The sequence below is a fragment of the Flavobacterium sp. genome (assembly GCF_027483985.1).
Taxonomy (GTDB): domain Bacteria; phylum Bacteroidota; class Bacteroidia; order Flavobacteriales; family Flavobacteriaceae; genus Flavobacterium.
Genome location: NZ_JAIXTJ010000020.1, coordinates 223,832 through 248,812, shown reverse-complemented (window position 1 = coordinate 248,812; position 24,981 = coordinate 223,832). Strand labels below are relative to the sequence as shown.

The 24,981-nt window shown below is 32.5% G+C and carries 17 protein-coding genes and 1 tRNA gene; 9 read left to right on the top strand and 9 right to left on the bottom strand.

Features of this window, described 5'->3' with window-relative positions; all coding sequences use genetic code 11:
* Positions 1-11: 11 nt before the first annotated feature.
* The 3 genes from Q0050_RS05015 to Q0050_RS05005 all read right to left on the bottom strand — a co-directional run bounded on the left by Q0050_RS05015 (position 12) and on the right by Q0050_RS05005 (position 4,435).
* Positions 12-284: a hypothetical protein gene (locus Q0050_RS05015; RefSeq protein ID WP_298392923.1), complete on the bottom strand. Its 273-nt coding sequence runs from the start codon at positions 282-284 to the stop codon at positions 12-14.
* Between the two features lie 49 nt (positions 285-333).
* A complete protein-coding gene (locus Q0050_RS05010; RefSeq protein WP_298392921.1) occupies positions 334-2,202 on the bottom strand; it encodes a LamG-like jellyroll fold domain-containing protein in 1,869 nt (622 codons plus the stop codon).
* Positions 2,203-2,476: 274 nt separating this feature from the next.
* Positions 2,477-4,435, bottom strand: a complete 1,959-nt coding sequence (locus Q0050_RS05005; protein WP_298392919.1) for a LamG-like jellyroll fold domain-containing protein — start codon at positions 4,433-4,435, stop codon at positions 2,477-2,479.
* 191 nt (positions 4,436-4,626) lie between these two features.
* Between Q0050_RS05005 and Q0050_RS05000 the strand changes: the two genes are divergently transcribed.
* Together Q0050_RS05000 and Q0050_RS04995 are read left to right on the top strand one after the other, a co-directional pair.
* On the top strand, positions 4,627-5,859 hold the full coding sequence (locus Q0050_RS05000; protein ID WP_298392917.1) for a metallophosphoesterase: 1,233 nt from the start codon (positions 4,627-4,629) through the stop codon (positions 5,857-5,859).
* Between the two features lie 73 nt (positions 5,860-5,932).
* Positions 5,933-6,229: a co-chaperone YbbN gene (locus Q0050_RS04995; protein ID WP_298116634.1), complete on the top strand. Its 297-nt coding sequence runs from the start codon at positions 5,933-5,935 to the stop codon at positions 6,227-6,229.
* A gap of 38 nt (positions 6,230-6,267) precedes the next feature.
* On the opposite strand, the gene Q0050_RS04990 is transcribed toward Q0050_RS04995, so the two are convergent.
* From Q0050_RS04990 to Q0050_RS04975, 4 genes are all read right to left on the bottom strand, one after another.
* On the bottom strand, positions 6,268-6,900 hold the full coding sequence (locus tag Q0050_RS04990; protein ID WP_298392915.1) for a polysaccharide deacetylase family protein: 633 nt from the start codon (positions 6,898-6,900) through the stop codon (positions 6,268-6,270).
* Between the two features lie 67 nt (positions 6,901-6,967).
* Positions 6,968-10,168 (bottom strand): DUF2723 domain-containing protein, encoded by a 3,201-nt coding sequence (locus tag Q0050_RS04985; protein WP_298392913.1) that lies wholly within the window; start codon positions 10,166-10,168, stop codon positions 6,968-6,970.
* Between the two features lie 199 nt (positions 10,169-10,367).
* Entirely contained in the window at positions 10,368-11,054 is a 687-nt protein-coding gene (locus Q0050_RS04980; RefSeq protein ID WP_298392911.1) for a response regulator transcription factor, read from the bottom strand.
* A 5-nt stretch (positions 11,055-11,059) separates the two neighbouring features.
* On the bottom strand, positions 11,060-12,415 hold the full coding sequence (locus Q0050_RS04975; protein ID WP_298392909.1) for a sensor histidine kinase KdpD: 1,356 nt from the start codon (positions 12,413-12,415) through the stop codon (positions 11,060-11,062).
* A 275-nt stretch (positions 12,416-12,690) separates the two neighbouring features.
* Here Q0050_RS04975 and Q0050_RS04970 point away from each other — a divergent pair.
* Positions 12,691-12,761: transfer RNA gene (locus tag Q0050_RS04970), tRNA-Gln, on the top strand.
* Positions 12,762-12,875: 114 nt separating this feature from the next.
* Here the strand turns inward: Q0050_RS04970 and Q0050_RS04965 are convergent.
* Complete coding sequence (locus tag Q0050_RS04965; protein WP_298392907.1) at positions 12,876-13,700, bottom strand: universal stress protein; 825 nt, start codon at positions 13,698-13,700, stop codon at positions 12,876-12,878.
* Between the two features lie 170 nt (positions 13,701-13,870).
* Here Q0050_RS04965 and rimP point away from each other — a divergent pair, with 170 nt between their 5' ends.
* Genes rimP through infB form a run of 3 tightly spaced genes read left to right on the top strand, consistent with a single transcriptional unit; the run spans position 13,871 to position 18,433 of the window.
* Positions 13,871-14,338: a ribosome assembly cofactor RimP gene (rimP, locus tag Q0050_RS04960; protein ID WP_298392905.1), complete on the top strand. Its 468-nt coding sequence runs from the start codon at positions 13,871-13,873 to the stop codon at positions 14,336-14,338.
* 8 nt (positions 14,339-14,346) lie between these two features.
* On the top strand, positions 14,347-15,588 hold the full coding sequence (gene nusA, locus Q0050_RS04955) for a transcription termination factor NusA (protein ID WP_298392903.1): 1,242 nt from the start codon (positions 14,347-14,349) through the stop codon (positions 15,586-15,588).
* A gap of 40 nt (positions 15,589-15,628) precedes the next feature.
* Positions 15,629-18,433: a translation initiation factor IF-2 gene (gene infB, locus Q0050_RS04950; protein WP_298392901.1), complete on the top strand. Its 2,805-nt coding sequence runs from the start codon at positions 15,629-15,631 to the stop codon at positions 18,431-18,433.
* A 45-nt stretch (positions 18,434-18,478) separates the two neighbouring features.
* Here infB and Q0050_RS04945 read toward each other — a convergent pair whose 3' ends face one another.
* Positions 18,479-18,871: an SPOR domain-containing protein gene (locus Q0050_RS04945; RefSeq protein WP_298392899.1), complete on the bottom strand. Its 393-nt coding sequence runs from the start codon at positions 18,869-18,871 to the stop codon at positions 18,479-18,481.
* Positions 18,872-19,090: 219 nt separating this feature from the next.
* Between Q0050_RS04945 and Q0050_RS04940 the strand changes: the two genes are divergently transcribed.
* Genes Q0050_RS04940 through nrfD form a run of 3 tightly spaced genes read left to right on the top strand, consistent with a single transcriptional unit; the run spans position 19,091 to position 24,976 of the window.
* Positions 19,091-20,437, top strand: a complete 1,347-nt coding sequence (locus tag Q0050_RS04940) for a c-type cytochrome (RefSeq protein WP_298392898.1) — start codon at positions 19,091-19,093, stop codon at positions 20,435-20,437.
* Between the two features lie 32 nt (positions 20,438-20,469).
* Positions 20,470-23,529: a TAT-variant-translocated molybdopterin oxidoreductase gene (locus Q0050_RS04935; RefSeq protein ID WP_298392897.1), complete on the top strand. Its 3,060-nt coding sequence runs from the start codon at positions 20,470-20,472 to the stop codon at positions 23,527-23,529.
* 37 nt (positions 23,530-23,566) lie between these two features.
* Positions 23,567-24,976, top strand: a complete 1,410-nt coding sequence (gene nrfD, locus Q0050_RS04930) for an NrfD/PsrC family molybdoenzyme membrane anchor subunit (RefSeq protein ID WP_298392895.1) — start codon at positions 23,567-23,569, stop codon at positions 24,974-24,976.
* Positions 24,977-24,981 lie beyond the last annotated feature (5 nt).

Here is a 24,981-nt window from a genome sequence, read left to right as displayed (position 1 = left end):
CTTACTTTATTTTATAACTTACTCAATAGTTGCACTTTTCCGTGCATTTCTTTTGTGGCTGTTAGAATTAGATTTCCTTTTTTGCCTTTTTCGTAATAGTGCAATTTATCGCCTTCTTCCATTTTTATTGTGGTAGTTGCGTTTTTAGTTAAACTATAACTTCCGCCACTTCCTGCATTGATCACTTTTACTTCATTATCGGTATCATTTTTTATTTTGATATCGAATTTTTCAGTGATTGTAATTTCTTCATTCAGACTTAAATGGTTTGAATTTGTGTTCATAGACATTAAACTTAACGCTAGGAATAATATTAGGATTACTTTTTTCATTTTACTTAATAATTAATTTTTGTGTTGAAACTGCATTATTTGAATCTTCGATTTTTACCAAATACATTCCTTTTGATAAATTAGAAACATTCATATCTTTTGTATTAGAAGTCAATACTTTGTGACCTTGAATCGAATAAATTTCTACTGATTTTACTTCGTTTTCCATTTCAATTGAGAAATTATCTGAAGTTGGATTTGGATAGATTGTTGCTTTTAGGTTTTGAGATGTGAAATTTTCGGATGCTAAAATATTGTTTGAAAATAAACTTGTAACATCAGCATCTGAAATAGCATAATTATATATTTTAAGGTCATCAACTGTACCATTAAAATAATTTACACCTCCACTTTCGGTTAAACCTAAACGGAATAAATTCCCATTATTTAAAGTGTTAAATGCAATCGTATTTGTACCTAATAAAGCTCCGTTTTTATAGATTTTAGAAACAGTACCATCGTATGTAAATACATAATGAATCCAAGTGTTTAGAGAGGTTGTATTAGCTACAAAATGACTACTACCGTTTTGAAAGTGATATAAATTAGAATTATTAAAATAAGTTCCATAATAATTTGTAGAATTTCCATAGTTATATATAAAATTGAAACCAAAGGGATTAAGTACTGCCATTTTTATCCATACAGAAACTGTTCTTGCACTATTTCCATATGGTAATCCTAAAATAGTTGATGTTGTTCCTGTATTGTTAATGTATAATGCACTATTAGGCGAACCGTTTCTATCGCTAGTAAAAGCAGTTCCTGAATTTGAGGTGAAAGGTGCGTTTCCTAAAACGTTATTATAAGTGTTGTTAAAGTTGTATTCTGTGATAAGCGTTGGTATTTGTGGTGTTGTAAAACTCTGTGTTGTGCTTGTAGAAGTTCCAACAGAGTTTGTAGCCTCAATTTGAAAATAATAGGTTGTATTTGGAGTTAAACTTGGAAGTGTTGAATTTAATGGAGTTGCCGATGTTCCTACAGCAGTTCCGCCTGTTATTTGATTTGTCAAAGCGCTTGCGGATGTTCCATATTTTATTATAGATGTTGTTGCAAATCCATTTGCATTTATAGAATAATTTATAGTTGCATTATTTGGTGTTGGAGTTGAGCTAATGTTAGAAATACTAGGTTCAAATGTGTAGGTATAAGTTGCGTCTTTGACTAATGTTATTTCAGATGCTGTTAACGCTCTATTATAGATGTATAATTCATCTAATGTTCCATTCATATATTTCGCACTATTAATAGCACCACCATTTGTTCCTCCGCCAAAAGTAAAATTATTTGTTGCTAAATTTAAACCAGAGTAATTTAAAAGCCAGGTGTTAATATTCAAAGCTCCATTTAAATAATAACTAACCGAAGTTCCGTTGTGAACAACTGCGTGATGTACCCAAGAGCCAGCCAAAGTCGCTTGTTCTTGTAAAGTAAGACATCTGTAGGCTGGGCCGTCTAACAAACCAAATTCATATCTATTAGGATAATACGTTGGCGCATAACATCCTGACGAGATTGTTGCTCTGTAATAGTTAGTTTCTCCCAATTCAAAAGAAGTTGAATAGTTGGACGGTGTGCTTGTAGGTCTAAATTCCCACCATGCAATTGTATATTTGGCTTGTGATGTTATTGAGCTTGTCATTGTAGCATTCATAAGAGCTGCGCTTCCGTTAAAACCAGCACCTTGACCATCTTTTCCTGTTGTATAAGAAATGTTACTAGTTCCTGCATTTGTAAAACTATGTGATGCAGAATTACTATTCAAAGTATTTTGGAAGTTATAATAAGCTACCAATCCTGTTGTTGGTGCTTGAGCTAATCCTTTTATTGCTATAAAAGCGATTGTAATAAGAAGTAATATTTTTTTCATAAATACATAGTTTAAATTCAGTGACAAAAGTCTATAAATGAGCAGACTTATATTTTAACATTTCACGAAACGAAGATTTTCTTTCACGAATTGCAAATTGATTTTCATAAAGCTTTTTTCATAAAACAAAAAACCGCCACTTCAAGAGTAAAGTGACGGTTAATTTACATTAACTTAAAAGAGATTTAAAAACTATAAAAAATCAATAAAAAAATTAATGCATAGGTGAGCGTTAACGTAATCTCCAAGCGATAATGAGCTATTTTTTTCATCTTTATTTTATTACTAATTTTTGAGTTGAAACTGCGTTATTAGAATCTTCAATTCGAACTAAATACATTCCTGCAGATAAACTAGAAACATTGACATCTTTTGAAGTAGAAATCAATACTTTTTGACCTTGAAGAGAATAGATCTCAACCGAGTTTACCTCGTTTTCCATTTCAATAGTAAAATTAGTTGAAGCTGGATTTGGGTAAATAGTTGCTTTTAAGTTGTTTTTTGCAAAGTCATTGTTAGAAAGCATACTTACTCCAGCAGAGTTATTCATCAAAAATCCAATATCGTTAGCAGAAAGAGCTCTGTTGTAAATATAAAATTCATCTAAAAGTCCAGTATATGCTTTTGAAACGTTAATAGTTCCATCGGTATTAGTACCATTTCCTATTGAAATTATACTGTTAAATTTGTGTAAAGCTTCTGTGCTTGCATAATTTCCCATTGAAGAACCAACCAAAATACCATTTACATAGCATTTCATGTTTTTAGGTCCTGATGGATTGGCTAAATTAGTTGGTCCAAAAACAAATGCATAGTGTGTCCAAGTATCCATATATGTTGTTGCCGGCATTCCAGCATTTTCAAAGATACCATTAGACATAATTCGGTATCCAGCCGACATATTAGCGCCAGTGACACGCATATAATGTGATCCGTACAATTCGAATGAAGTGCTATATAGAATAGTATTTACTGTTCTTTTTTCCCAAAATGCAATGGTATAATTCTGAACATTAAACACTGGACTCATACTTGTGTTGGTTAATGCGCCACCACCGGTTCCAAAATCACTACCTTGACCGAATTTTCCCGCACTAAATGTTGGATTTGGAGTTGCCGAATTTGTTAAATTATGAACATTATCATAACTATTATTATTGTTTTCAAAACTATAATAGGCCAATAAGTCACCTGCTAATCCACCACCTGAGGCAGTTGTTGTAAATGTTCCAACAGTAGAAGTTGTTGATCCACCTGAATTTGTTGCGATAATTTGGTAGTAGTAGAAAGTGTTTGGTGTTAAATTAGGTAAAAAAGCACTACCAGGATTTGTTGTATTTCCTGAAGCTGAAAGTCCGTTAACTTGATTTGGAAAAACTCCCGTTTGTCCATAATCTGCATTTGTGCCATATTTCACTATAGATGTTGTTGCACTATTATTAGCATTCAACGAATAAGCAACAGTAGTCGAATTACTTGATGGCAAATGTGAAACAGCTGAAATAACTGGTGGTGTTACAGCTGCACCATAAGCATTTTTAACTTGATTAATTTCTGCACTGTTTAAAGCTCTGTTATACACATAAACCTCGTCAATATAGCCCGTAAAAGCTTTATTTGCTAAAAAATTTCCTGTTGGAATATCGGCTCCGCCACCAATTGAAAAAATAGTATTGTATTTTATTAAGTTAGCAAAAGTAACATATTGACTAAGTGTTGCATCAAGGATTCCATTTACAAAAATACTAAAACCGCCACTTGTATCATATCTTACCGCTATATGTTGCCAAGTATTATTTGAAAGATCAACAGTCATGTTAGGTCCAACCCAAGTACCATTGGAAATAGATATTTTGGCATGCGATGCACTTCCTGCTCCACCATTATTTCTATAAAAAGCAGAACCAAACAACTCAAATCTTGTGGCGTAAGGTTGAACTTGTGAGGCTGAATTATACTGCCAAAAGGATAAAGTAAATTCGTTTGTAATTTGAGGAGCAATAGATACGGTTTTTAAACCAGAATTGTTGAAACTCGCTGCTTGACCAGTTCCATTTCCGCCAGAAACGTAGGTTACTGCTGTAGCTGTCATATTTGTCAGATCATGTAATTGATTATGGCTTGATGCATTGCCTTCAAATCCATAATAAGCTATCAATCCGTTCGTTGGTGCTTGTGCCATTCCGTTAGTTCCTAAAATGGCAAATGCAATTAAAAGTAAAATTCTTTTCATTTAGAGTGTTTTTTAGATTTTAAGTCACAAAAATCTATTTATTAATTTGTGTAGTTTTTTGATCTTCATGAATTGATATTTATTTTTCACGAAAGAATCATTTTATTTCACAGAGCAAACTGTAGTTAAAATTTTTATAATGAATTGATTTTGTTTTAGGTTTCTTCGTTAATTTGTTAAAATTTTTAAAAATGGCATTTCGCTGGATTATCCTATTTACAATAATTGCAATCATAGAAATTTATGCTTTTCAAGCTGTTAAAACCTTCACTAAGGTAAGATGGGTGCAATTTTCCTACATACTAATATCTTTAGCCGCAGTGGCATTTGTGTTTTATGGTTTCTCTAAATTTGATAGGACTATAGGACAAACCCAATTGTTTATGTTCACTATTGGTGTTTTGTTGTTGGTTTTAGTTCCTAAGTTGTTGATCACATTTGTTATGTTGCTCGAAGATGTTTTGAGATTATTAATAGGTACCAAAAATTATTTTACCAACAGCAGTAACGATACTTTTCTTCCTGAGCGAAGAAGATTTGTCAGCCAAGTGGCATTAGGTATTGCAGCAGTGCCATTCTTGTCATTGATTTACGGAATGACAGTCGGAAAGTACAATTACAAAGTTTTAAGACAGACCTTGTTTTTTGATGATTTACCCGATGCTTTTGATGGTTTTAAAATCACTCAAATATCAGATATTCACAGTGGTAGTTTTGATAACCCTGAAAAAATTAGCTATGCTATTGATTTAATTAATGAACAAGAAGCTGATTTATTGCTTTTTACAGGTGATATTGTTAATACACATGCAACAGAAATGCATCCTTGGATTGATACGTTTAAGAAGATAAAAAAGTATGAATTCGGAAAATATTCTGTTCTGGGAAATCACGATTATGGTGAATATGTAGATTGGAAATCGGAAGATGCTAAAAATAAAAATTTCGAAGATATTAAGGATTTACATCGTCAAATAGATTTTAAGTTGATGTTAAACGAAAATACTAAAATTAAAAAAGGTACTGATGAAATTGCCATCGTTGGTGTAGAAAATTGGGGTGTAAAATTTAAGAAAGTTGGAGATTTAAGCAAAGCTTCTGAGAATTTGAAAAAAGAAGATTTTAAAATCTTAATGAGTCACGATCCAAGTCATTGGGATGCTGAGGTAAAAGAACATCCGAAACATTTTCATTTAACCCTTTCTGGGCATACGCATGGATTTCAGTTTGGAATTGAAATTCCTGGTGTAATTAAATGGAGTCCAGTGGAATATGTTTACAAACAATGGGCTGGTTTGTATGAAAACCTTGGGAAATTTATTTACGTAAATAGAGGTTTCGGATTTCATGCTTATCCTGGTAGAGTAGGGATTATGCCAGAAATTACAGTAATTGAACTAAAAAAAGGCAAAAACGTAGTATAATTAGTTAAAAATGCTACATTTGTATTACTAATACTTTCTTTTTTAGAAAAGAATATATAAAAATTTAGGTTTTATGTCAAAATTTGGCGAACTTATAAATGCTCAAGTTCCTGTGTTAATTGATTTTTACACAGAGTGGAATGAATCTTCAGTGTCAATGCATCCTGTAATTAGAGATGTTGCTGCTGCGCTTGGCGATAGAGCAAAAGTGATTAAAATTGATGTGGATAAGAACCAAGAACTAGCCGAAGCTCTTCGAATTAAAGGTTTACCAACACTAATGATTTATAAAGAAGGTCAAATGGTGTGGAGACAATCGGGTGAACTAGATGCTAATACTATAATTGGTTTAGTGCAAGAGCAAGTTTAATCCTCCGACAAGCTCAGGAGGACAGTTCGGAGTGTGATTTATTTTATTTTATCACAAACAAATCCTTTTTTAGTTAAAAATTCTAATGTTCTTGGAAGTACATATTCCAAGTTTGAGAATGCTTTTTTGCTATCGTGAAAAACGATTATACTACCAGAGTTTACATTTTTTAATACATTTTCTAAGCAATCCTCTTTAGAAATAGTGCTGTCAAAATCATACGATATTACATCCCACAGTATTATTTTGTATCCTATTTTTCTAATTTGTTTTGATTGCCAAGGTTTTATTTTTCCATAAGGAGGACGAAATAGTGAGCAATGTTCCGTACTTACTTTTGCATGTTCAGTTTCGCATAATTTTACATTTTCAACGTAGTCATTGGTAGATGTTTTCCATCCATTTAAATGGTTGAAGGTGTGATTGCCTATCGAATGCCCATCATCTATTACCTTTTTAAAAATTTCAGGATACTTTCTTATATTATCTCCAATGCAAAAAAATGTGGCTTTGGCATTGTATTGTTGGAGTAAATTTAAAGTCCACTCCGTGATTTCTGGAGTTGGTCCATCATCGAAAGTTAAGTATACTTTGTTTTCATTATTTGGAAGATCCCAAACATAATTTGAAAACAGTTTTTTAATAATTTGATTTGTTTTGACCCAGCTCATATTTCAAATATAAAAAATAAGTGCCGATAAATTAATTTACCGGCACTTATTTATGAATTAATTTTATCTATTCCATATCTCTTTGGAATCTTTGAAATCTGTTGTTGAAACTATTAAATTCGTTTCTGTTTTTGTTATAAAATTCAATATCACCGTTGGCTTTCATAACTTTTAATAAACTTCTGTAGCGCTCAATGTCGGTTACGATATCGGTTGCCATAAAACTTTGATCAGCAGAACTAAAGGTGCTGTAGTATCTTAAATTATCTTTATACTTATCAGCTAATTTTGCAATTAAATCTCTTGCTTTTTGTTTTTCTCCAGTTTTGTAATAACCTCCAGCAAAAGGTTCCAGCGTTAAATAATAACCATAATAATCAATCGGTGTTTTAGAAATAGCTAAATCGATTATTTTTTTAGCTTTTTCTATTTTACCTTCTTTGATTAGGAGTTCCATTAATCTTGATAAATTAGTACGGTAAGAGATACTATTTCGTCTTGTTTCTGGATCATGGTATATTTTAGTGCTTTCGCCATTGCCCCAATTCCATTTGGTTGCAAGAGTATACATTTTATCAGTATCCATTTGACCCATATCTGGATAGTTTTCTTCTACAACTGGTGTTTTTATTGGCACTAATTTATAAACCATACCATCTAATTGAAGGTAATCTTTCATCCATAAATAATCGTCATCGCCAAAACTACCCGGACTAAAATAAATGGGTCTTTTCCAGTTATTATTGTTTAGAATGTCAAACATAATCAAACGATTCTTATACAATGCGCCACCTTTTAAATCGATATCGATAAAAGGAACGATAGAGTCATTTTGTTTCGGATTAACAATTTTATTTGCAATCACAGCATTTTTATCGATTGGAATTCTAATTTTATTAGTTGGAAAGAAATGCAATTTATGTCCGCTTTGCATTTCAACAGTTGTGATTGTATCTTCACTTTTAGCAAAATTGATAAAATCTTTGATTAACCAACGGTTTTCTGTTTGTTTATTAAACAAGATTGCATCTCTATTATCGGCAACATATTGGCTGTGTTCGAACGAAATTGGTAAACCTTCGGCTTTATAGGTTTTAAGTTTCATTTGGTCAATATACCAATCGGTCATTAATAAACTTGTGTTTACAATTCTCACATCGGTTCTGTAGCCTTCAATTTCTTGAGCGTACCAAAGTGGGAATGTGTCATTATCACCAATAGTAAAAAGAATAGCATTTGGATCACAAGAATCTAAATAATTTTTAGCCATTGCAATTGCAGTATATTTTCCAGAACGATCGTGATCGTCCCAATTTTGAGCTGCCATTAATAGTGGTGCTGCTATTAAACTTGCTGCAACCACAACTGGTCCAACAATTTTAGAAGTAATTTTTTCTTTCAGCATTTCATAAATAGCATATACTCCAAAACCAATCCAAATTGCAAATACGTAGAAGGAACCAACTAAGGCATAATCTCGTTCTCTAGGTTCAAATGGTCTTTCGTTAAGGTATATTTTTAAAGCTAAACCTGTAAATAAAAACAAAGCTAGCAATACGTAAAAACTTTTTAAGTCTTTTTGAGCGTGATACATTAATCCAATCAAACCTAGGAATAATGGGATAAAGTAGTATAAGTTTCTTCCTTTATTGTTTAAAATATCTTTAGTTAGATTTTCTTGTGATCCTAAATGAACTTCGTCAATAAATTTGATACCGCTCAACCAGTTTCCATCTAAATTGTCATATCGACCTTGATTATCATTTTGTCTTCCAACAAAGTTCCACAATAAATAACGACCATACATATATCCAAATTGATATTCGAACATAAAGCTTAGATTGTCTAGTGTTGATGGTTTTTCAATATCTAGATAATCACCATAGGCTTTCAAGAAGGATACATAACCATCATTATCGATTTTACCGCTGCTGTAAGCTTGTCTAAATTCAGCCACAACATCGGTTAATTCTTTTTCTTCAACATATTCTGATTTTACTTTGAATTTTGGAACACCAGTGAAGTTCATATAGCCTTCAATGTTATCAGTACTCCACATTCTTGGTAAGATTGCTTTGTGATTATCATCAGTGTTTTGTTCTGCGTTTTTATAATCGTTTACAATAACATATTTCCCCGAAGCTTCATCTCTTTCATAGTTAGGAGCTTTATCAAGATAAGGATTGTTTTCGTCTAATCCTGCAAAAGCATCGGTATACTGCGGACCATAAAACAACGGATTGATTCCGTATTGCTCACGGTTATAGTATGCTAAAACTTCAGCAGCATCTGATGGTTTGTTTTCGTTTATTGGTGTATTAGCATTGGCTCTAATTGGCAACATCATCCAAGTTGAAAAACCAATCAAAACAAACAGGATACAAAGTAAAACGGTATTGTAAGTTGGATGTGCTTTTTTTCTGGTATAACCCAATCCGAAGTAGAAGAAGGCTATTATTAGTAAAAGTGCAAAAATAGTTCCTGAATTGAATGGTAAGCCTATGTTGTTTACCATAAAAATTTCGGTTTTACCAAAGAATGCTAAGGTGTATGGTAAAAGGAGTTTGAAAATAAAAAGTAATACAGCAATTATGATAACATTTGCTAAAATAAAATTTGTAATAGTAACTTTTTTATAGTTTTTAAAGAAATATAAAAATCCGATAGATGGTATTGTAAGTAATGCCATAAAGTGAACACCAAATGATAGTCCAACTACAAGACTTATTAAAAGTAACCAACGGTTTCCTTTAGGTTCGTGCATTTCTTGTTCCCATCTTAATCCTAACCAAAATAAAAGTGCAATTAGTAGTGTTGCCATTGCATAAACTTCGGCTTCAACGGCATTGAACCAAAAACTATCTGAGAATGTAAAAGCTAAAGCACCAACAAAAGAACTTCCTAGAATTACAACAGCATTAGAATTATTGATTTCAGAATAAGAAGCTATAATTTTTTTAAGCAATATTGTTGATGACCAGAACATAAACAAGATAGTAAAGGCACTTGAAAAAACCGACATCATATTTACCATCAAGGCAACTTTGTCGCTACTTGTAGCAAACATTGCAAAAAAGGCGCCCAACATTTGAAATAATGGTGCTCCTGGCGGATGTCCTACTTCTAATTTTGCAGCTGTAGCGATGTATTCACCACAATCCCAAAAACTCATAGTTGGTTCTACTGTTAAGGTGTAAGTAATTAATGCTATTGAAAAAGCAGCCCATCCTAAAATGTTATTCCACTTTTTGAAGTCAAATGTTGTCATATATAAGTATGATGTTAATTTAATTGCAAAGAAACTATTTTTTTATCGAAACCACCTAAAGTGAGCTTGATAAAATTTAATGTATTTAATAATTGTTTAAGGCTTAATCTGCAATATCTCTTTGGGTTATTTATATTAATTTACGAAATTTTATTGTTTTGACCATCAACAAGGTCACTATTTTAGTAGTTAAATAAATTTATTCATTGATTTTAAATTCAAGTCCAATAAACCTTTTACTTTCAATGGTTATGCGGCTGTCATCTTGAAAATATTTTCTAATTTTAGTAATAAAAACATCCATACTTCTTCCTGAAAAATAATCGTTGTTATTCCATATCGCGTTAAGTATAGTTTCTCTTTTAATTATTTGATTTTTATTATTGAAGAGAAATAAAATTAAAGTAGCTTCTTTTTCGGTTAGTTGTTGTGTTTTTGCACCAATTTTTAAATACATTCTTTTGGTATCAAATACATAGTTTCCGATAAGAATTTTATCGGTTTCTGGGTTGCTTAAATTGGTTTCACTTCTTTTTAAAATATTATTTATCCTTAAAATTAATTCTTCGGCTTCAAATGGTTTCACAACATAATCATCAGCGCCTAGTTGAAGGCCTTTTATTCGATCTTCTTTTAGTTGCTTAGCGGTTAAAAATATAAAACGAGTATCTGGATTAATCTTAAGTAGCTCTTCGGCTAATGTAAAGCCATCCATTTCGGGCATCATTACATCTAGAATGCAAATATCAAATGGCTCGTTTTTGAAAATTTCTAAGGCTTTATTGCCGTTTTCTGCACACACTACATTGAAATTATGTAATTGTAAATACTGAATTAAAACTTCAGAAAAGTCGATATCATCTTCTGCTAAAAGTATTTTCTTCATATCTTTTAAGATGGAATTGATAATGTTAATCGGGTTCCTTTTCCTAAATCACTTACCAAATTGATAGTTCCTTTATGCGCTTTTATGATTTGATCTACATAATAAAGTCCAAGTCCAAGACCTTTAGTATTATGAAGATTTCCTTTTTCAACTCGATAAAATTTGTCAAATAGTAAACTTTGTTTGTTTTTGGCAATACCAATTCCGTCATCCTCAATACTAATTTTAAATTCGTTGTTTTCAATGTTAGTTGTCACATAAATGGTTTTTGCTCCATATTTAACGGCATTTTCTAAAACATTCACAATAGCCGTCGTAAGATGAAATTTATCTAATGTTAATTGCGTTTCAGAATTAAAACTGGTTTGAATTTCAATAGAAGGATTGGCAAGTTTAAAATCATCAATTATGGTGTGCAAAAAAGAGTTGGTTTTGATTTTCTCTTTATTTAATTCTATTTCTTCAAAACCCAACGAATTGCTCATTACCTGATCAATTAAGTTCTGTAAACGTTCGTTTTGTCTATTGATAGTTTGAATAAGTTGATTATAAACCAGATCATTTTCTTTTACTTCTTTGCGTTCTAAAATTTTTGTCGAAACCGATAATGTAGTAAGCGGTGTTTTTAATTCGTGAGTTATATTGTTGATAAAATCAGTTTTAATATCGCTGATTTTCTTTTGTTTTATTAACGATTTAATTGTTATTACAAATATTGTTATCAAAGTAATGATAGACGCAAAAGCAAAAATCAGTAACAATGACATTCTTTTTAAAACTATCAATTCCCAGTTTTTTACAGAAACATACAAGCTATCTTCTGTTAACAATTTAAATTTTGATTTTGAGGTATTCGCGCTCGTTGTTCCGACATAATTCCTAATCAAAAAAGCGTCATCTAATGAGTTAAGATTCCCATACATCTTGTTTTCAATAAATGGTTTCTCTGCAAACAAGGTGTCTACTTTTTTTGCATTAGTATACATAACAAACTTGTTGAGAATTATCGCGAAATCTATGGAATTGTCAGGAAACTCTTTATTGAATTTTTTTTGCAATTTTTCAGTTAGTTGTTTCCTCAAATGATTTTCAATAAGTTGTTTTCTAATTTGTGAACGATAATTTCTATCAACGAGATAATTTTCGGCTAGTTCGTTGTATATATAATCTTTGTTGTTAAACAATGTGCTGTCAATGTCGCTGTAGTCATTAGTTATTTGAGCCAGCTTTTCTTTAACTTCAATTTTGAATTGCGCAACTTTGTAATTATAGGTGGTTTTAACCAAATAATATTGCATAATACAGAGCGCTAGTAGTACTATGGTTGATAATATTGTAAGTATGTTTATTTTTTGTTTCATATCCTAATTCTAATTTCAAAAATAATACGATTTATTTTATAAATCATCGTTTTGTTCTATGTTTAACCTACGATTAACTTTCGAGCGATTGATAAGTGTATAAAATTATATTATCTAAATATAAATAAATTAGCTAGTTATGATTTTAAGATTTTTTTTTAATTAAATTTTAGATAAAAGTTACATAAATGTTTGTGTAAAATAAATTTTGTATTAAATTTGCACCCGCAATCAAGGACAAAATAACATATTTATTTTGAAATTGTTTTGAAAGCTGGTCTATGGTGTAATGGTAACACAACTGTTTTTGGTGCAGTCTTTCTAGGTTCGAGTCCTAGTAGACCAACATAAAATCCCGACTTTTTTTAGTTGGGATTTTTTTTTGTAATTAATTTTGAAAACTAATAATAGATGTAGTCCTAAAAAATAAGCCCTCAACTGAGGGCTTATTTAATTTTATTTATATTTTAAATGTGACTACTGGTCTTGTGGCGTGATTCACTAAATCTTCACTGATGCTTCCGTTGAAGAAGTGGGAGAGACCTTTTCTGCCGTGAGTACTCATTCCAATTAAATCGGCATCAATGCTATTAGAAAAATTTAATATGCCTTTTTCAACATTAGTTTCGTTGTAAACATGGGTTTCAACTTTTTCGACATTAAAGTTAGCAAGAAACTTTTTCATTGTTTCTTCTGATGATGAAGTTGATTTGAAATTATTTGGCGTATTAACCATTACCAAATGCAGTGTAGAATCAAATTTTGTGGCAAATTCAACAACTTTTTCGAATGGCTTTTTAACTTCATCACTAAAATCAGATGCAAAAACAAAGTTATTTACTTTGAAATCTTTTTCTTCTTTTTTGATGATTAACACGGGAACATTTGAATTACGAACTACTTTTTCAGCATTTGAACCGATAAACATTTCTTTATATCCACTTGCGCCGTGCGAACCCATTACAATTAAATCAACATCATTTATTTGGCTAATTTTTAATATTCCGTCAAAAGCTAATTCAAATTGAACAATTTCTGAGACTTTTAATCCTTCTAAATACTCTTCGTCCATTAGGTCTTCAAGTTTTTTTATTGCGGCATTCTTAAAAAACATTATTTCAGGAATTGCGGCACCTGATCCAATAGCATCACTTGCTTGATTTGGAAACTCTAGCATGTGTAATAATATAATTTCACCATTGTTTTTTCTAGCAATTTGTGCGGCAACTTTTAAAGCGTATTCAGCGTTTTGAGAAAAGTCTGTAGGTATAAGAATTTTTTTCATATTACTTTATATTTAGTGTATTGATAGGTTATTAATTATGTATACTATAAAGGTATGAAAAAAATATAAAAATCAATGAATTTAATATAAATATTTTTTTCTATATTTGCACCATTGTTAAACAGAAATGAATAATGAGGGAAGCACTGCTTCCCTCTTTTTATAAAAATATGACATTTAAAGAACAGGTTTCAAATCTTCTAGACGAAGCTTTATCTGAAAAGCCAGAAATGTTTTTGATAGACTTATCAATTTCAGATAATTACAAGATTGTTGTAACTTTGGATGGTGATAAGGGTGTGAATCTTCAAGATTGTATAGATATCAGCAGAGTTGTTGAAAATAATTTAGACAGAGAAGAGCACGATTTTGAATTAGAAGTTGCCTCTGTGGGAGTTGGAACGCCATTAAAGTTGAAAAGACAATACATAAAAAATATTGGAAGAACTTTGAAAGTGAAAACCCAAAATGAAACAATAGAAGCTGAGTTGGTTAAAGCCGATGACGAAAAAATAAGTTTGTCTTGGTCAGCAAGAGAACCAAAAAAGATAGGTAAAGGTAAGGAAACCGTACTTAAACAACTAGATTTACCTTACGAAGAAATAAAAGAAGCAGTTGTTACAATAAATTTTAATTAAATAGAATAATGGAAAATATTGCATTAATCGAATCATTCTCAGAGTTTAAAGATGATAAACTTATTGATCGAGTAACGCTTATGGCGATTTTAGAAGATGTTTTTAGAAATGCTTTAAAAAAGAAGTATGGTTCTGATGACAATTTTGATATTATCATAAATCCTGATAAAGGAGATATGGAAATTTGGCAAAGAAGAATTGTAGTTGCTGATGATGATTTAGATTTAGAGCATTTAGAAATCACACTTTCTGATGCTAGAAAAATAGAGCCTGATTTTGAAATTGGCGAAGAAGTATCTGAAGAAGTTAAATTGATAGATTTAGGAAGAAGAGCAATTTTGGCATTACGTCAAAACTTAATTTCTAAAATCCACGAACACGATAATACAAATTTATACAAACAATTTAAAGATATTATCGGTGAAATATATACAGCAGAGGTACATCACGTTCGTCCAAGAGTTGTAATTTTAGTTGATGATGAAGGTAATGAAATTGTATTGCCTAAAGAAAAACAGATTCCTTCTGATTTTTTCCGTAAAGGAGATAATGTTAAAGGAATTATTGAAAGCGTTGAATTAAAAGGTAATAAGCCACAAATTATTATGTCTAGAACTTCTGAGAAGTTTTTAGAAAAATTATTTGAACAAGAAATTCCAGAAGTTTTCGACGGTTTAATTATGATTAAAAAAGTAGTAAGAATTCCTGGTGAAAAAGCAAAAGTAGCTGTTGATTCTTATGACGATAGAATCGATCCAGTTGGTGCTTGTGTTGGTATGAAAGGTTCACGTATTCACGGAATTGTTCGTGAATTAGGAAACGAAAATATTGACGTTATTAATTACACAACCAACGCTTCTTTGTTAATTACAAGAGCTTTGAGTCCAGCTAAAGTATCTTCGGTTAAAATTAACGAAGAAACAATGCACGCTGAAGTTTTCTTGAAATTAGAAGAAGTTTCTAAAGCAATTGGTCGTGGTGGTCAAAATATTAAATTAGCAGGTCAATTATCTGGATACGAATTAGATGTAATTAGAGAAGGAAGTACAGCTGAAGATGATGATGTTGAATTAACAGAGTTTTCAGATGAAATAGATGGTTGGATTATTGATGAATTTGCTAAAATTGGATTGGATACTGCCAAAAGTATTTTAAAACAAGATGTAGCTGATTTAGCAAGAAGAACTGATTTAGAAGAAGAAACAATACAAGAAGTAATGCGCATATTGAAAGAGGAGTTTGAGGACTAATTTTTCACCCCAATAAAAAAAAGAATTTATAAAAGATTTTATGTCTGAAGAAAGAAATATTAGAATAAACAAAGTTTTAAGGGAATTAAATATTTCGTTAGAGAGAGCTGTCGATTATCTTAAGGATAAAGGAATTGCTATTGACGCAAATCCAAACGCTAAGATATCTGATAAAGAGTTTGATATTCTACAAAATCAATTTGCCGGAGACAAAGGCAATAAAGAGGCGTCTAAAGGAGTTAGCGAAGAAATTAAGAAAGAAAAAGAAGCGCTTCGTCTTGAAAGAGAGAAAGAAATTGAAGACAAAAGAAAAGTTGAAGAAGAGCGTCAACGTCTTGAAGTAATTAAAGCTAAAGCTGTAGTTTCTGGTCCTAAACAAGTTGGCAAAATTGATTTAGACCCTAAGCCAATTGTTGCTAATAAATCTGAAAGCGTAAAATCAGAACAAAAAGTTGAAGAAAAACCAGCTGCTGTAAATGAAAAACCAGAGCCGGTTAAAGAAAAAACTGTGGTTGCTGAAGTTAAAATAGTGCCTAAAGAGGATGTTGCAGTTGAAAAGCCAGTAAAAGTTGAAACTCCAAAAGTTGAAAAGGTTGCAGAAGCAACTCCTGCTGTTGATGAAACGCATACTACACAATATCAAAATCTTTCGGGTCCAACTTTAACAGGTCAAAAAATTGATTTATCTCAGTTTAACAAACCTAAAAAAACCACGCCACCTAAGATCAATAGTGCAAACAAAGTTGATCCTAACAAAAATAAAAGAAAAAGAATTCCACCAAAACCAGGTGAAGCTCGTCCAGGAAATGCGGGAGGAAATAACCAAGGCGGTCCAAATAAACCAGCAGGTACAGGTGGAAATAAATTCACGGCTAACAAGCCAGGTGGAGGAGGTTTCCAAAAAGGAAATCGACCAGCTATTGTTCAAAAAGTTGAGCCTACAGAAGAAGAGGTTAAAAACCAAATTAAAGAAACACTTGAAAGACTTCAAGGTAAAGGTTCTAAATCTAAGGCAGCTAAATATAGAAGAGATAAAAGAGATACACACCGTCAACGTTCAGATGATGAGCAAAGAGCATTAGATGAAGGTAGCAAAACAATCAAAGTAACCGAGTTTGTTACTGTTGGTGAAGTAGCAACGATGATGGATGTGCCAATTACTAAAGTTATCGGTACTTGTATGTCTTTAGGAATTATGGTGACAATGAATCAGCGTTTAGATGCCGAAACATTAACTATCGTTGCTGATGAATTTGGTTATGAAGTTGAATTTATTACAACCGATCTTGAAGAGTCTATTGAAATAATTGAAGATAGAGAAGAAGATTTAGTAAATAGAGCGCCGATTGTTACGGTAATGGGTCACGTAGATCACGGTAAAACATCTTTACTTGATTATATTCGTAAAGAAAATGTTATTGCAGGTGAATCGGGCGGAATTACACAACACATTGGTGCATATGCAGTACAATTAGATAATGGTCAAAAAATAACATTCCTTGATACACCTGGTCACGAAGCGTTTACAGCTATGCGTGCTCGTGGTGCACAAGTTACCGATATTGCGATTATCGTAATTGCTGCCGATGATGATATTATGCCTCAAACTAAAGAAGCAATTTCTCACGCACAAGCAGCAGGAGTTCCAATGATTTTTGCAATTAATAAAGTCGATAAGCCTCACGCTAATCCAGAAAAAATTAAAGAGAAATTAGCTTCAATGAATTTGCTTGTTGAAGATTGGGGTGGAAAGTATCAATCGCACGATATTTCTGCTAAGGCAGGAACTGGTGTGAAAGAACTTTTAGAAAAAGTATTGCTTGAAGCTGAAATTTTAGATTTAAAAGCAAATCCTAATAAAGCCGCGGTTGGAACAGTTGTTGAAGCGCAGTTAGATAAAGGTAGAGGATATGTTTCAACAATTTTAGTTCAATCTGGTACTTTAAAAGTTGGTGATTATGTTTTAGCAGGTAAAAATCACGGAAAGGTTAAAGCAATGTATGATGAAAGAGGTAACAGTATTAAAGAAGCTGGCCCTTCAACACCTATGTCTATTCTTGGTTTAGATGGTGCTCCTACTGCAGGTGATAAATTTAATGTTTTCGAAGACGAAAGAGAAGCTAAACAAATTGCAGCGAAGAGAACACAGTTAATGCGCGAGCAATCTGTGAGAACACAACGTCATATTACTTTGGCAGAAATTGGTCGTCGTATTGCTCTAGGACAATTTAAAGAATTAAATATTATATTAAAAGGAGATGTTGATGGTTCTGTAGAAGCATTGTCTAACTCTTTCACCAAATTATCTACTGAAGAGATTCAAATTAATATCATCCATAAAGGAGTTGGAGCAATTACTGAAACCGATGTTATGTTGGCTTCAGCTTCAGATGCGATCATTATCGGATTTAATGTTCGTCCTGCTGGAAACGCAAGACAACTTGCCGATAAAGAAGAGATTGATATCAGAAACTATTCAATTATCTATGATGCAATTGATGACTTAAAAGACGCAATGGAAGGTATGTTATCTCCAGAGTTGAAAGAAGAAATTACAGGTACGGCAGAAATTCGTGAAACATTCAAGATTTCTAAAGTGGGTACAATTGCAGGATGTATGGTAACAGATGGTAAAATCTTTAGAAATTCTAGAATCCGTATTATCCGTGAAGGAGTAGTTATATTTACAGGTGAGTTAACGGCTCTGAAGCGTTTTAAAGACGATGTAAAAGAAGTTTCGAAAGGATATGATTGTGGTATCCAAATTAAAAACTACAACGAAATAGAGCAGCTTGATATTATTGAGGCGTTCCAAGAAGTTGAAGTTAAGAAAAAGCTGAAATAAATTAGTTCAAATAAAAAATCCCGAGTTAATCGGGATTTTTTTTGTTTAAATTTTAGAAGGCTTAATTAAAATTGCATTTGGATATTTTTTCTTTAATAAGTTTAAATTTCGTTCAGCTTCAATTCTTGTTTTAAAATTTCCTACCCAAACCTTATAGAATGGCGTATTAAAAATTATGGTTGCGTCATAGCTTTTGTTCTCTTTTTTGAATTGTATCAAAGTTTTTTTAGAAGCCTCACTATTACCATTAAAAATTTGAATTTTATATCTGTTGTTTATTGTTATTGAGGAGTTTACTTTTCTTTTTTCATTTAGTAACTGTTCAAATTTTAAGTCTTGATTGACAACAACATTTTGTGATTTTATAGAATTAATATTGAATAAACAAAGAGTCAAAAATAGTAGTTTTAAGGAATTTTTTTCTGTGAAATAGTTCATAATGATTTGATTTTTATGCAAATGTAATAGATAAAGTTATAGGTGTAAAATTAAAAGTTATTTAGAATTAATATAAATTAATAATTAAGATATATTTATGGTTTTGAGAATAGTTCTTAAATCGTATTTTTGCTCAAGTTTTTAAAAAAAGTAATTTGGTTAGTTTATTCGTATTATAGAAAAAACCATACCAAAATTTAGTCGATAATCATTTATAATATGAAAAAAGTGGGTAACCATAGTTCGATTTCAAGAATCTATGCATTCGGATTAGCTTTATTGCTGAGTTTTTCTTTTTCTTCATTTGCACAAGATGCGGCGGCAACACCTGCGGCTGATCCTGCAGCAGCGCCAGCTGCGGCAGCAAGTGCGCCTGCGGCAACAGCTGGAGGTGACGCTGCAAAAGGGAAAGAGTTATTCAATGCAAATTGTGCAGCGTGTCATAACTTAGATAGAAAAATGACAGGTCCAGCTCTTAGAGGTATATCTGCAAAATATGATATGCCTTGGTTGTACAAGTGGATTAATAACAGTTCTGCCTTAATCAAATCTGGTGATGCAAAAGCTGTAAAAGTTTATGAGGAAAATAATAAAGCAGTAATGACTGCATTTCCAAATTTGTCAACTGCAGATATTGATAATATCATTGCTTATACTAACGAACCTAAAGCAGAGCCGCCAGTTCCTGCTGGTGTGCCTGGTGTTGTTAAGTCGGATGACAGTGGTCTTTCAAACAATATTATTTTAGGGGCTTTAGCTTTTGTTATGCTAATCTTAGTTGTTATGTTGTTTTTAGTAAACAATGTGTTGACTAAAGTTGCAAAAGCTAATGGTATTGAAGTTGCTGAAAAGGTGAAAACTATTCCACTTTGGAAAGCATTCGCAAAAAATCAATTTTTAGTGCTGGTATCTGCAATTTTATTATTGCTAGCAAGTGGTTATTTTGTTTATGGATTTTTAATGCAGGTTGGTGTTGATCAAGATTATGCTCCGGTGCAGCCAATTCATTATTCTCATAGAATTCATGCTGGTAGTAATGGTATTGATTGTAAATACTGTCACTCATCTGCGAGGGTAAGCAAGCATGCGGGTATTCCTTCATTAAATGTATGTATGAACTGTCACAAAAATATTGCAGAAGTTTCAGATACTACTGCTACTGAAGAGTATTCAAAAGCTTTTTATGATAAAGAGATTCAGAAATTGTACAAAGCAGTTGGTTGGGATCAAAGCACTCAGAAATATACTGGAAAAACTGAGCCAGTTAAGTGGGTTAGAATACACAATTTGCCAGACTTTGCATATTTCAATCACGCGCAACACGTAACTGTTGGTGGTATTGAATGTCAAAAATGTCACGGTGAAGTTCAAACTTATGAAATTCAAAAGCAATTCGCTCCTTTAACAATGGGATGGTGTATCGATTGTCACCGAAAAACCGATGTTAAAATGGAAGGAAATGCATACTACGATAAAATTCACAAAGAACTTTCTAAAAAATATGGTGTAGACAAATTGACTGCAGCACAAATGGGAGGTTTAGAATGTGGTAAATGTCACTATTAATCAAATTATTAAGAAGCTAATATTTATATACGATGTCATCTAACAAAAAATACTGGAAAAGTGTTGAGGAACTAAACGAAAATAGTTCTATTGTTGAGACGCTTAGAACTAATGAATTTGTGGAACAAATCCCTACGGATGAGTTTTTAGCTAATAGTTCATTATCTTCTTCATCAACTACTCGTCGTGATTTCTTAAAGTACGTAGGTTTTACAACTGCAGCTGCATCATTGGCTGCTTGTGAAGGTCCTGTTCACAAATCAATTCCTTACGTAGTTCAGCCAGATACAATTATTCCTGGTGTTGCTGATTTTTATGCAACTACTATGTTTGACGGATTTGATTTTGCAAACCTTTTAGTTAAAACAAGAGAAGGTCGTCCAATCAAAATTGAAAATAACGCTATTGATGGTGCTAAATTCGCTGCTAACGCGAGAGTACACGCTTCAGTATTATCATTATATGATAGTATGCGTTTAAAAGGTCCAAAAGTTGATGCAAAGTCATCTACTTGGAAAGAAGTAGATGCTAGAGTTAAAGCTAGTCTTTCAGAAGCTAAGTCTTCTGGAAAGCAAGTGGTTTTACTTACAAGCACTTTGGCAAGTCCTTCTACTGAAAGATTAATTTCTGATTTTATTTCTAAAAATCCAACTGCAAAACACGTTGTGTATGATGCGGTTTCTGAATCTGCAGCAGTTGATGCTTTTGAACTAGTTTATGGTGAAAGAGGATTAGCAGATTACGATTTTTCAAAAGCAAATACAATCGTTTCTATTGGTGCTGATTTCTTAGGTGATTGGCAAGGTGGTGGTTTTGATGCTGGATATGCTAAAGGAAGAATTCCTCAAGCTGGAAAAATGTCTAAGCATTTTCAATTTGAAGCAAATATGACTTTATCTGGTGCTGCTGCTGATAAGAGAGTACCGATGACTGTAGCTAATCAAAAATTAGCTTTACTAAAAATATATTCTGTTATAACTGGTGCGTCTGTTTCAATTTCTAAAATTGAAAATGAAGTGGAAGTTGTTAAAGCAGCGAATCAATTAAAGTCTGCTGGAAGCAAAGGACTTTTAGTTTGTGGTATTCAAGATAAAAATGCACAATTGTTAGTCTTTGCTATCAATCAAGTTTTAAAAAGTGAAGCTTTATTAACTGCCGGGACAAGACTTATTAGAAAAGGTTCTAATGAAAAAGTTGCACAGTTAATTTCAGATATGAATGCTGGTTCAGTTCATACGCTTATTATGAGCGGTGTTAATCCGGTGTACACTTTATCAAATAGTAAATCATTTGTAGATGGTTTGAAGAAAGTGAAAACATCTGTTTCTTTTTCTATGAAAGAAGATGAAACAGCCGAACTTTCTACAATAGCAGCGGCAACTCCACATTATTTAGAGTCTTGGAATGATTTAACTTTAACTAAAGGTACTTATTCTTTAGTTCAGCCTACTATTCGTCCATTATTCAGTACGAAACAATTTCAAGAATCACTAATGTCTTGGAATGGAATTGCAGGAACATACTATGATTACATTAAAGGCAATTCTGTTGCTTATACTAGTGGTGCATCTTGGAATAAAGTTTTACATGATGGAGTTTTTGTTACTTCATTAAATACTTTAAGTGGTGGTACAGCTGATTACTCTGGCGCAGCTTCTGCTTTAGCGCAGTCTAAGCCAGCTCAAGGTTTTGAGTTAGTTTTATATACTAAAGTAGGATTAGGTGATGGTCAACAAGCAAATAATCCTTGGTTACAAGAGTTTCCAGATCCAATTACAAGAGTATCTTGGGATAACTATGTAACTGTTTCTCAATTTGATGCTGAAAAACTTGAATTAGAAAACAAGATTGTTGCAAATGGTGGTCTTAACGGAAGTTATGCTACATTAAACGTTAATGGTGTTAAAATTGAAAATGTTCCGGTAATTGTTCAACCTGGACAAGCTAAAGGTACTTTAGGTTTAGCATTAGGATACGGTAAAAAGGCAGCATTGAAAGAAGAGATGCAAGTTGGTATTAATGCTTATGCATTCTATAATAATTTTAACAATGTGCAAGCGGTTACTATTTCTAAAGGAAGTGGTGAGCATGAATTTGCATGTGTTCAATCTCAAAAGACCTTAATGGGTAGAGGTGACATTGTTAAAGAAACAACATTAGAAATTTTTAATACTGCAAAAGATAGTAAAGAATGGAATCCTGTTCCAATGGTTTCTTTAGATCATAAAGAAGTTGAAGCAACTAAAGTTGATTTATGGGAATCTTTCGACAGATCAACAGGGCATCACTTTAATTTATCAATTGATTTAAATGCTTGTACAGGATGTGGAGCTTGTGTTATTGCTTGTCACGCTGAAAATAATGTGCCTGTAGTTGGTAAATCTGAAGTTAGAAGAAGTCGTGATATGCACTGGTTGCGTATCGATAGATATTATTCTTCTGAAGATACTTTTGCTGGCGACAACAAGAAAAAAGAAGAATTTGACGGTTTATTCGGAGATAAAGGTTCGTTAGGCGGATTTGGCCAGATGGAAAGTCCAGCAGACAATCCTCAAGTAGCTTTCCAGCCTGTTATGTGTCAACACTGTAATCACGCACCTTGTGAAACAGTTTGTCCGGTAGCTGCTACTTCTCATGGTCGTCAAGGTCAAAATCAAATGGCTTACAACAGATGTGTTGGTACTCGTTACTGTGCAAACAACTGTCCTTATAAAGTACGTCGTTTTAACTGGTTCTTGTATAACAATAATGATGAGTTTGATTTCCATATGAATGATGATTTAGGTCGTATGGTTGTTAACCCTGATGTAAACGTTCGTTCTCGTGGAGTAATGGAAAAATGTTCGATGTGTATTCAAATGACACAAAAAACAATTCTTGATGCAAAACGTGAAGGAAGAGAAATAAAAGACGGTGAATTCCAAACTGCGTGTTCAAATGCTTGTTCATCTGGAGCAATGATATTTGGTGATGTAAATGATAAAGAATCTAAAGTAGCAGAATTACTTGAAGATAAAAGAATGTATCATTTATTAGAGCATGTTGGTACAAAACCAAACGTTATCTACCACGTTAAAGTTAGAAATACCTAGTAAAATAAAGATTAATTAAGAAACAAGATAAAGGATTATGTCGTCTCACTACGAAGCACCCATTAGAAAACCATTAGTTATTGGTGATAAAAGTTATCACGATGTGACTGTCGATGTTGCTGCGCCTGTTGAAGGAAGAGCAAACAAACAATGGTGGACCGTTTTTTCAATTGCATTAGCAGCTTTCCTTTGGGGAATAGGTTGTATCACTTATACCATTTCAACTGGTATCGGAACTTGGGGTCTTAATAAGACTGTAGGTTGGGCTTGGGATATTACCAATTTCGTTTGGTGGGTTGGTATCGGTCACGCAGGAACATTAATTTCTGCTGTACTTTTACTTTTCCGTCAAAGATGGAGAATGGCTATTAACCGTTCTGCGGAAGCAATGACAATTTTCTCAGTTGTTCAAGCAGGTTTATTCCCAATTATCCACATGGGTAGACCTTGGTTAGCCTATTGGGTTGTTCCAATTCCTAATCAATTTGGTTCCCTTTGGGTTAACTTCAACTCTCCATTGCTTTGGGACGTATTTGCAATTTCAACGTATCTTTCAGTATCATTAGTTTTCTGGTGGACTGGTTTACTTCCTGATTTTGCTATGTTGAGAGATAGAGCTGTAACGCCTTTCAATAAAAAGATATATTCTATATTAAGTTTCGGATGGAGTGGTAGAGCTAAAGATTGGCAACGATTTGAGGAAGTTTCTCTTGTTCTAGCAGGATTAGCAACACCTTTAGTACTTTCTGTGCATACAATTGTATCATTTGACTTTGCTACATCAGTTGTTCCTGGTTGGCATACAACAATTTTCCCTCCTTATTTTGTGGCTGGTGCTGTATTCTCTGGTTTTGCAATGGTAAACACATTGCTGATTATTATGAGAAAAGTTTCAAACCTAGAAGCTTATATTACCGTTCAGCATATTGAATTAATGAATATAGTAATTATGATTACTGGTTCTATAGTTGGTGTTGCTTATATCACGGAATTATTCGTTGCTTGGTATTCAGGAGTAGAGTACGAACAATATGCTTTCTTAAACAGAGCAACAGGACCTTATGCTTGGGCTTATTGGGCAATGATGAGTTGTAACGTTTTCTCTCCACAATTTATGTGGTCAAAAAAATTGAGAACTAGTATTATGTTCTCTTTCATAATCTCAATTGTTGTAAATATTGGTATGTGGTTTGAACGTTTCGTAATTATTGTTACTTCGTTACACAGAGATTATCTTCCTTCATCTTGGACTATGTTCTCTCCAACATTTGTTGACATCGGTATCTTCATCGGAACAATAGGTTTCTTCTTTGTTTTATTTTTACTATATGCTAGAACTTTCCCTGTTATTGCTCAGGCGGAAGTTAAAACAATCTTGAAATCTTCAGGTGAAAATTATAAAAGAGAAAGAGAAAAACAAGAGCACAATCATTCAGAAAAACATTAGTATTT

Excerpts from the sequence above, each read along its gene's own strand:
- Q0050_RS05015 (WP_298392923.1), bottom strand. The coding sequence starts at position 284 with ATGAACACAAATTCAAACCATTTAAGTCTGAATGAAGAAATTACAATC.
- Q0050_RS05010 (WP_298392921.1), bottom strand. The coding sequence starts at position 2,202 with ATGAAAAAAATATTACTTCTTATTACAATCGCTTTTATAGCAATAAAA.
- Q0050_RS05005 (WP_298392919.1), bottom strand. The coding sequence starts at position 4,435 with ATGAAAAGAATTTTACTTTTAATTGCATTTGCCATTTTAGGAACTAAC.
- Q0050_RS05000 (WP_298392917.1), top strand. The coding sequence starts at position 4,627 with ATGGCATTTCGCTGGATTATCCTATTTACAATAATTGCAATCATAGAA.
- Q0050_RS04995 (WP_298116634.1), top strand. The coding sequence starts at position 5,933 with ATGTCAAAATTTGGCGAACTTATAAATGCTCAAGTTCCTGTGTTAATT.
- Q0050_RS04990 (WP_298392915.1), bottom strand. The coding sequence starts at position 6,900 with ATGAGCTGGGTCAAAACAAATCAAATTATTAAAAAACTGTTTTCAAAT.
- Q0050_RS04985 (WP_298392913.1), bottom strand. The coding sequence starts at position 10,168 with ATGACAACATTTGACTTCAAAAAGTGGAATAACATTTTAGGATGGGCT.
- Q0050_RS04980 (WP_298392911.1), bottom strand. The coding sequence starts at position 11,054 with ATGAAGAAAATACTTTTAGCAGAAGATGATATCGACTTTTCTGAAGTT.
- Q0050_RS04975 (WP_298392909.1), bottom strand. The coding sequence starts at position 12,415 with ATGAAACAAAAAATAAACATACTTACAATATTATCAACCATAGTACTA.
- Q0050_RS04965 (WP_298392907.1), bottom strand. The coding sequence starts at position 13,700 with ATGAAAAAAATTCTTATACCTACAGACTTTTCTCAAAACGCTGAATAC.
- rimP (WP_298392905.1), top strand. The coding sequence starts at position 13,871 with ATGACATTTAAAGAACAGGTTTCAAATCTTCTAGACGAAGCTTTATCT.
- nusA (WP_298392903.1), top strand. The coding sequence starts at position 14,347 with ATGGAAAATATTGCATTAATCGAATCATTCTCAGAGTTTAAAGATGAT.
- infB (WP_298392901.1), top strand. The coding sequence starts at position 15,629 with ATGTCTGAAGAAAGAAATATTAGAATAAACAAAGTTTTAAGGGAATTA.
- Q0050_RS04945 (WP_298392899.1), bottom strand. The coding sequence starts at position 18,871 with ATGAACTATTTCACAGAAAAAAATTCCTTAAAACTACTATTTTTGACT.
- Q0050_RS04940 (WP_298392898.1), top strand. The coding sequence starts at position 19,091 with ATGAAAAAAGTGGGTAACCATAGTTCGATTTCAAGAATCTATGCATTC.
- Q0050_RS04935 (WP_298392897.1), top strand. The coding sequence starts at position 20,470 with ATGTCATCTAACAAAAAATACTGGAAAAGTGTTGAGGAACTAAACGAA.
- nrfD (WP_298392895.1), top strand. The coding sequence starts at position 23,567 with ATGTCGTCTCACTACGAAGCACCCATTAGAAAACCATTAGTTATTGGT.